The organism is Bradyrhizobium frederickii, assembly GCF_004570865.1.
In the GTDB taxonomy this organism is placed as follows: domain Bacteria; phylum Pseudomonadota; class Alphaproteobacteria; order Rhizobiales; family Xanthobacteraceae; genus Bradyrhizobium; species Bradyrhizobium frederickii.
This window is the reverse complement of sequence record NZ_SPQS01000071.1, coordinates 1-6,509: the sequence shown is the minus strand read 5'-3', so window position 1 is coordinate 6,509 and position 6,509 is coordinate 1. Positions and strand designations below refer to the sequence as shown.

Below are 6,509 nucleotides of genomic sequence, written 5' to 3'. Positions count from 1 at the left end.
AACGTCTGGCTGTTGCGCACCCGCTGGGGCATTCCCACCGTCAAAATCAACGGCGTGGACAAGAATCCGATGCGCTGGCCCGACGGCAGCTTCTCGATTCAGGGCGCAGCGGCTGAGCTTGGAGTAACCCCGCAAACAATCTTCGATTATCTTGCGCGCGGAATGCTGGCAGGTCGTCAGTTAACCAAAGGCCAGCCATGGCAGATCGAGCTCTCAGACGAACAAATCGGTCAGCTTCGCAATCGGGTACGACGCACCAAGCGTTCGAAGAAGGAGGCATCATGAAGTCATCGGCTCGGCAATGACATCGTGCCATTGCGACACGGGGACCTGACTTGTGATCAACAAGGACCCTTGTCGTAGCGATCGTAGACGATCTCAAGCAGATTGCGGCGCTGGTCGGCGGTAAGCGATTCGGGTCCGCAGTCGTCAAGGATGAGGAGATTGATCCGCTCGAGCGCGGTGATCAGGCGCGCCAGACGGCCTTCGCCGCGCGCCTGCGCGAGATCGGCGAACAGGCGGGATGTTCGCTTGTAGAGGACGGAGAAGCCGTCACAACAGGCCTTGTTGCCGAGCGCACAGGCAAGCCAGGACTTGCCCGTGCCGGTTGGGCCGACGATGACCAGATGGTTGGCATCACGGATCCATTGGCAGGTAGCGAGGATTTGAAAGAGCGAGTGGTCAAGGCCTCGAGCGGTGCGATAGTCGACGTTCTCGATGGCGGGAGCTATGCGGGAGCTGGGTGATGACGGCCTGAGATAGGCGGCGTATCGAGGCGGGTGTCGAAGCCTGCCAGAACCTCTCAAGGAGAGCGATACGCCATGAATGAGACTAGCAAGATTGTCCCGCTTCGTCAGCCCGACGCGATCGATGATCCACTGACCAATATCCTGCGCGCTAGTGCGCGGCAGCTTCTGGCGCAGGCTGTCGAGATCGAAGTCGAGACCTTTCTTGCCACGGTGAAGGACTTGAAGCTTGCCGATGGACGCGCCCGTGTCGTGCGGCATGGCTACGGCCCGGCGCGGACGATCCAGACCGGCATCGGCCCAGTTGAGGTCACGCGGGCGAAGATTCGCGACCGCGGGGCGTCCAACGATGGCGAGCGGATCCAGTTCAGCTCGGCGATCCTGCCGCTCTGGGCACGGCGGACCCGAAGTCTGGATGCGCTGTTGCCGGTGCTCTATCTGCGCGGCATCTCGACCGGCGATTTTCAGGAGGCGCTGACGGCCTTGCTGGGCAAGGACGCGCCGAACCTGTCGCCCGCGGTGATTTCCCGGCTGACGGCCGAGTGGCAAGGCGAGTACGAGCGCTGGCAGAAGCGCGATCTGTCGGCGCGGCGATATGTGTACGTGTGGGCCGATGGCGTCTTCCTGCAGGCCCGCATGGAAGATCACGGCGAGTGCATGCTGGTGCTGATCGGCGCAACGCCGGAAGGCAGGAAGGAGCTGATCGGCTTTCAGGTCGGCGTGCGGGAGAGCGCGCAGAGCTGGCGCGAGCTCCTGATCGACGTCAAGCAGCGCGGATTGCAGATCGCGCCCGAAATTGCCGTCGGCGACGGCGCACTCGGCTTCTGGAAGGCGCTTGACGAGGTCTTTCCCGGCACACGGCACCAGCGCTGCTGGGTGCACAAGACCGTGAATGTCCTGGACAAGGTCCCACTCTCGGTGCAGGCCACCATGAAGAAAGATTTGCGCGAGGTCTATTGGGCGCCAAACCGGGCGTCCGCCGAAGCGGCGATCGACGTCTTCGCCGAGAAATACCTCGCCAAGTACGGCCGGGCGGTCGAATGTCTGGTCAAGGATCGCGACGCGCTGCTGGCCTTCTACGACTTTCCTGCCGAACATTGGGATCACTTGCGCACGAGCAATCCCATCGAGAGCGTGTTCGCCACCGTGCGGCACAGGACCGTGCGCACCAAGGGCTCGCTGTCGCCGACCACCGCCAAGCTGATGGTATTCAAACTGGTGATCGCCGCATCAAAGACCTGGCGTCGGCTCAAAGGCACAAACCAGTTGCCGAAGGTCATCGCAGGTGTCAGATTTAACGACGGCATCGAGGTCATCCAAATGCCGGCAACCCACGCCGCCTGATCACCTCGTCACCCAAAATCCCGCATAGCTCGTTTCCGCAGCCATCGAGCGGATCGACCAGTGCGTCGCGTCGGGCGGTGTCGTACGCAATGTCCGCTCGATCACCGCAGCAACCTGATCGTCGTCGATGGTTCGAGGGCGACCAGGGCGGGCTTCGTCAAGCAGGCCATCACAGCGATCCTTCAAGAATCGGCGGCGCCACTTGCCAACGGTGTGTTCATGGATGCCAAGTTCGGCAGCCACAGACTTGCTTGGCAGACCATCTGCACATCGCAGGATCGCGCGGCACCGCTCAGATAGCGATCGGGCTACACGATGACGACGAACTTGCCTCTCCAAGTACGCCCGCTCCTGCGGACTAAGCACTAACGGCGCGATCGGCCGGCCTCGCACACCTGCATTCGCCACTAGCACTCTCCTCTCTAGAGATTCGAGCAACAACTAATGCGTCGAATTTGCGTTCCAGATGACTAGGAGAATGGAACATATTTCGGGGCTCTCGCAAAGCGCTTGGGCACGAGACATGGTGGCTGCGCCATTCCTCTTGAAGTCGAATGACTTTCTCGTTCAAACCGGCGCGCCAGCGATCTAGGTTGGTCTGGCACTGGAGCGAGACTATGCTCAAACCATTCGCGAAGTGCTAACGGCAATCGCCTCGCCGCTGGATATTGCAGACCAGTCGCGAGTCGCGGCTCGCTGCTGGGAAGTCCGCCCTTCAGGCGGCCGTATTGTAGGTGATTGGATAACGCTCCGGAAACGGCCCTCCTGCGTAGTCAATCTCCGCGGCAGGACGCACACCCCGGATTTGCAGGATGCGACGAACGATTTCCGGAACCTGGATGCGGCTGATCTGGTCGCCGAGGCAGGTGTGCATCCCGTAGCCCAAATGCATATAGACCGACTCCGGGCGGTCGACGGCGAAGCTGGACGGCGCCGGCAATTGCAAGCCGTCGCGCATCGCCGACCGGGTCGAGATCAGCACCGTGCTGCCGGCCTTGATTGTTGCCGCGCGCAGCGAGCCCTTTGCAATCCGGTAATCGGTCCGGCACTGGCGCACCACGAACGGATTGATCGGGTTGAAGCGTAGCGCTTCCCAGCAATAGCGATACATCAATTGATCGTTATTGCTGCAGGCGACGTCGATCGCCTTCTTCAGGATCTTCGGACCTATGAACAACTGCTCGAGGAGCTGTACGATGGCCGCTGAGGTCGTCTCGATTCCGCCGACCAGCGTGCCCATCATATTGGTTATAATGCGTTCGTCGGCGAAGCCGATCGAATCGTCAAAATGGCTTTTTAGCAAGCGACTGAACACGTCGTCGAGCGGCGCGCCATTTTTCAGTTGCTCGCGCCGTTGCGGGAGCAGTTGTGTCAGGTAGGTGCGCATCTCCTGCCCGGCGTCAATGTTGTCCTGATGCACCTTCGGATCTTTGTCCAGGTTGTGGAACATGTCGTACTGCGTGGCGCGCGACCAGCGGAACATCGACGCCAGATCGGGGCCGGGAAAGCCGAAATATTCTCCGGTCAGCTGAATGGGGACCAGGCGCGACAACGTGCTGACCACGTCGATTTGGTTCTGGGTATAGAGCTGCTTTTCGACGGACGCATTGGCGAGGCTGCGCACTTTCTGGCGAATTGCCGGCAGATCCTCCATGCGCATGAAGGCGCGCATGATACCCTTGTCGCGCTGGTTGATTTCGGTGCAGTCGCGGCCGAGCATAAAGGGGCCGACCGAAGGGTCCATCATCGGCGCATAGGTGACGTTGAAGATGTCGGGCCGGCTCAGCGCTTCCTGCACGTCGGGGAAGCGGGTGATGAACACGGGCCCCGCGGCGCCCAACGCTAGGTTGGGCCTGACGCGCCGAATTAGTGCGAACAACGCATCCGGATGTTTCGCGATCATCCATTTCAAGAACTTCGCCGCCAGCCCCTGTTTCTGTTCCGCCATTGCCGCCGCACCCTAACTCGAGAAAAGCTTCGCCTGGTCGGTCGATCCTGGCTTCCGTCCACCTTTCCCCCTGCGGGAGCGAGATGGTCTTCGATGCTGCTCCAGTTGGAGCTGACCCAATCAATTTCAGATCGACTTCAGGAACTCGATGATCGCGTTGCGCTCCTCGGGAGACAGCGCAGGGCCAAGGACACCCTCATGCTTGTCGTTCGAGAATTCGTGGCCAGTATTGCGATTGGCGGGCCTCGACGTATCGAGGATGAAGTAGCCCTTGCTGTCGTAGGTCCTGCCTTTGGGAGCGGCGGTCCGCGCCACGATACCGACGCGGACAGGATCGAAGCTGGGCTCACCGAGCAGCAACACTTTCGGGCGCTCTGCAACCGGGCTGAGAAGGTCGTAGATCGTCGGCACCGAGCCGTTGTGCAGGAACGGCGCAGTCGCCCATACGCCGTTCAGCGGACGCGCCTTATAGCCGAAACCTGCCGCGAGACAGTTCGGCCGATCGCCTTCGATCTCCGCGTGGACGGTCCCGGTCGACCGAAGCCACTCGTCGATGCTGGATTGGACCACGGCGCCGAGCGCAAGCGCGTAGAGTTGCATCGCATGGTCCGAGAGTTGGATCGTATCCAGCGTATTGTCAGCCTTCCGTTGGCAGACATCGATGTCGAGGCCGAGTCCTGGGCTGCTATGGACCGCCCGGGCCAGTTCGCTGCCGGCGGTGTCAACGGTGCGATTGCGCAGCACGTCGCCCTGGGCCGGATCGGTGCCGATATGGCTTTGCTTGATGATCTTGACGTTGAGTACGGATTCCTTCGTCTGCTTCTCCTGCCCATCCCGGCCGCGCCAGCGGATAGGGCCGAAGTTCTTCCAGAACTCCGAGTCCGGGGCCTTGCCGTGCACGATGTCGGGGGTCAGCGCTGGAAGATGGCAGCCGCTGCAATATTTATCGTAGAGTTGGGCTCCCACGGCAGCCTTGGCTTTGTCGATCGCAGGAAAGCTGTCGGGCCAAGTTGGCGCATTCAGCCCGGTGAAGGCCTTCGCCACCAGCGGCTGGTCCTTTCCAGCGAGCTTTCGTTCAATCCAGTGCAGATTATCAAAGGGGATGCTGCTGGCAAAGCGTCCCTGCTTGGGCGGTGCCGTGAGGTTGAGCTCCGCGGAAACACCCATCGCCTCGCCGGCATTGCGTACAATGGCTGCATGATTGAGGCGTCGTACTGCACCCAATCGAACCATGATGATGTCCAGATGTGCGGGTAGCTGACAGGGGCGTTGATGTTGACGTAGTTGCCGTAGCGCTTGTTGTCGAGTGCGAACACCTGATTGCCGATGCGATTGAGCGCATCGAGGCGGGTAAACCCTTCCGTGACGTCGATCCCAGCGGGCTGATCGACCAGAGCACCAAGTATTCCATCGAGTTCCTTGGATAGTTGAACGCGTGTCAGATCGCTGTACTCGGTTTCTAAAACGCGCTTCGCGAACCGCCTAAAGCGACCGTCGAAGAAGGGCAACTTTGCCGACAAGGCGGTCTGTGCGAGCGCGGCGCGGAGCGCATTTGTCAACTGACCGAGATCGGTTACGGCGGGGCCGCCTTCAATGACATAGCGCTTGTCTTTGAAGATCAGTTGGCCGGTGTGGCACGCGGCACAGGTCAATCCGACGGCAGTGTCCTTACGCGCAAGTCCGCGGATCGACTGAAACGGCGAATACGCAAATCCGATCGGCAAACCGTATTCATTGTTCTCGCTTTTAGCAGATTTTATGAATCCGAACCGCAGTAAATAGCGGTTGTCGGCAAAGCGTTCGCGTTCGAAGAAGGGCATAGCGAAGGGCGAGTTCTGCGGCGCTTCCAGCGCGAGAAACCATGACAGCGGGATTGGCAAGGTCTGCGTGCCCTGGGCTTTGTGATGGAATCGATCGGCGTCTTCGGCGTTCCAGCCCTGATCGAGCGAAACTTGCTCGCTCACGAGAACCGGCTCAGGGAGACCAGGCGGCTCCAGAGCTTCGATTGTCGCGCCAAGCTGGGGGCTGGTCAGGACCGCGATAGAAGCAATGACCGCGATGATCACCAGAAGAGCAAGAAAGCGTCGGCACCAAAGGCGCCGAATTGCGCTCGCAACTGTCGACATGGCTTCACCGGTGTCAGCGACGGTCTTCAGGAGAAAGCCGTGTAAACAGTCGACCGTGAAGAACGTTGATCATGAGGTCTGTTGACGGGATGACCAGGCGCCGGCGAACAGGAAGGCGCAGCAGATCCGGACAAACAAAGTCGTGAGCCAGAGGATCAGAATCCGGAAGTTGTAGCCCGCGGCGGCAAGGACCGCGTTGGCGGCGTCGCCGCGGGTGCCGGCGAGATGATTTCGGTTCATCCGGTGCTCATTCTTGAGATGGCCTATCACCGGTTCGACCGCGGATCGGCGTCGGAAGGCGCGTTTGATTGCTGCGGTCACGCCACGCTTCTGGCCGGCGACATA

Annotated in this window: 4 protein-coding genes and 3 pseudogenes; 2 read left to right on the top strand and 5 right to left on the bottom strand. The window is 60.6% G+C overall.

Going from position 1 to position 6,509, the window contains the following annotated elements; translation table 11 throughout:
* Positions 1-285 (top strand): annotated as a pseudogene (locus tag E4K64_RS38940) (recombinase family protein); the annotation flags it as partial.
* 56 nt (positions 286-341) lie between these two features.
* On the opposite strand, the gene E4K64_RS41820 reads toward E4K64_RS38940, so the two are convergent.
* Entirely contained in the window at positions 342-806 is a 465-nt protein-coding gene (locus E4K64_RS41820; RefSeq protein WP_430642582.1) for an ATP-binding protein, read from the bottom strand.
* Between the two features lie 15 nt (positions 807-821).
* On the opposite strand from E4K64_RS41820, the gene E4K64_RS38930 reads away from it, so the two are divergent.
* Positions 822-2,090, top strand: a complete 1,269-nt coding sequence (locus E4K64_RS38930) for an IS256 family transposase (protein WP_126262206.1) — start codon at positions 822-824, stop codon at positions 2,088-2,090.
* 3 nt (positions 2,091-2,093) lie between these two features.
* Here E4K64_RS38930 and E4K64_RS38925 read toward each other — a convergent pair.
* From E4K64_RS38925 to E4K64_RS38910, 4 genes and pseudogenes are all read right to left on the bottom strand, one after another.
* A pseudogene (locus E4K64_RS38925) lies at positions 2,094-2,498 on the bottom strand (helix-turn-helix domain-containing protein); the annotation flags it as partial.
* Between the two features lie 307 nt (positions 2,499-2,805).
* Positions 2,806-4,038 carry a cytochrome P450 gene (locus E4K64_RS38920; protein ID WP_126262207.1) on the bottom strand — a complete coding sequence of 411 codons (1,233 nt, stop codon included), beginning with the start codon at positions 4,036-4,038 and terminating at the stop codon, positions 2,806-2,808.
* Between the two features lie 126 nt (positions 4,039-4,164).
* Positions 4,165-6,164, bottom strand: a pseudogene (locus E4K64_RS38915) (di-heme-cytochrome C peroxidase).
* 69 nt (positions 6,165-6,233) lie between these two features.
* A partial coding sequence (locus E4K64_RS38910) for a transposase (protein WP_235884967.1) occupies positions 6,234-6,509 on the bottom strand: 276 nt, incomplete at its 5' end.

What these genes read in the sequence shown, in the direction of transcription:
- E4K64_RS38920 (WP_126262207.1), bottom strand. Translation starts at nt 4,038, where the DNA reads ATGGCGGAACAGAAACAGGGGCTGGCGGCGAAGTTCTTGAAATGGATG.
- E4K64_RS38930 (WP_126262206.1), top strand. Translation starts at nt 822, where the DNA reads ATGAATGAGACTAGCAAGATTGTCCCGCTTCGTCAGCCCGACGCGATC.